We start from the raw sequence: 1,754 nt of genomic DNA, 5'->3' as shown, positions 1-1,754 counted from the left end.
TATCGACTTCCGATAAGAGCGGACACTCAGAACTTCTGAGCTCATACTGCTTTACTTGAAAGGAGGTGATCCAGCCGCACCTTCCGGTACGGCTACCTTGTTACGACTTAACATTAGTCACGGTGCTCACCGTGGTCGCCGCCCTCCTTGCGGTTAGGCTAACGACTTCTGGTAAACACCACTCCCATTGTTTGACGGGCGGTGTGTACAAGACCCGGGAACGTATTCACCGCGGCATGCTGATCCGCGATTACTAGCGATTCCGACTTCATGCAGTCGAGTTGCAGACTGCAATCCGGACTACGATCGGTTTTCTGGGATTGGCTCCGCCTCACGGCTTCGCTGCCCTCTGTTCCGACCATTGTATGACGTGTGAAGCCCTACCCATAAGGGCCATGAGGACTTGACGTCATCCCCACCTTCCTCCGGTTTGTCACCGGCAGTCTCACTAGAGTGCCCTTTCGTAGCAACTAGTGACAAGGGTTGCGCTCGTTGCGGGACTTAACCCAACATCTCACGACACGAGCTGACGACAGCCATGCAGCACCTGTGTTCAGGCTCCCTTGCGGGCACGCTCTCATTACAAGAGCTTCCTGACATGTCAAGGGTAGGTAAGGTTTTTCGCGTTGCATCGAATTAATCCACATCATCCACCGCTTGTGCGGGTCCCCGTCAATTCCTTTGAGTTTTAGTCTTGCGACCGTACTTCCCAGGCGGTTAACTTCTCGCGTTGGCTGCGTTACTGAGAATTTTACTTCCCAACAACTAGTTAACATCGTTTAGGGCGTGGACTACCAGGGTATCTAATCCTGTTTGCTCCCCACGCTTTCGTGCCTGAGCGTCAGTTATGTCCCAGGAGGCTGCCTTCGCCATCGGTGTTCTTCCACATATCTACGCATTTCACTGCTACACGTGGAATTCCACCTCCCTCTGACACACTCTAGTCGAGCAGTCACATATGCCATTCCCGAGTTAAGCTCGGGGATTTCACATCTGTCTTACTCAACCGCCTGCGCACCCTTTACGCCCAGTAATTCCGATTAACGCTCGCACCCTACGTATTACCGCGGCTGCTGGCACGTAGTTAGCCGGTGCTTATTCTTAGAGTACCGTCAGCAACACCCTTTATTCGAAGGTGTCTTTTCGTTCTCTACAAAAGTGGTTTACAACCCGAGGGCCTTCATCCCACACGCGGAATAGCTGGATCAGGCTTGCGCCCATTGTCCAAAATTCCCCACTGCTGCCTCCCGTAGGAGTCTGGGCCGTGTCTCAGTCCCAGTGTGGCTGGTCGTCCTCTCAGACCAGCTACTGATCGTTGCTTTGGTGAGCCGTTACCTCACCAACAGGCTAATCAGTCATCGGCCGCTCCGCTCGCGAGAGGCCCTTGCGGGTCCCCCTCTTTCTTCCGTAGAACTCATGCGGTATTAGCCAACCTTTCGGCTGGTTGTCCCCCACGAGCGGACACGTTCCGATGTATTACTCACCCGTTCGCCACTCGTCGCCGGAGAGAAGCAAGCTTCTCTCCGCGTTACCGTTCGACTTGCATGTGTAAAGCGTTCCGCCAGCGTTCAATCTGAGCCAGGATCAAACTCTATTGTTTAATCTCTGTTGTCGCTCGAATTACTCTTGCTTGGTGTTTGACGGAGTATTTTCTACTCCTTCATCTCCAATAAGATCGAGCAATTTAAATTTGCAGTTTTTACCGCAGACTTCTTAGTGCCCGCTCTTATCGGTCGTCGATAAATTTTTAAAGA

1 rRNA gene is annotated in these 1,754 nt (G+C 52.5%); it reads right to left on the bottom strand.

Annotation, left to right across the window (positions count from 1 at the left end):
• Positions 1 to 58: 58 nt before the first annotated feature.
• Positions 59 to 1,600: ribosomal RNA gene (locus tag HMPREF9439_RS05515) — 16S ribosomal RNA — on the bottom strand.
• Positions 1,601 to 1,754: the final 154 nt, after the last annotated feature.

It is taken from the genome of Parasutterella excrementihominis YIT 11859 (genome assembly GCF_000205025.1).
GTDB lineage: Bacteria > Pseudomonadota > Gammaproteobacteria > Burkholderiales > Burkholderiaceae_F > Parasutterella > Parasutterella excrementihominis.
Note: the sequence above shows the minus strand (reverse complement) of the source record. Positions and strands in the feature narration are given on the sequence as shown.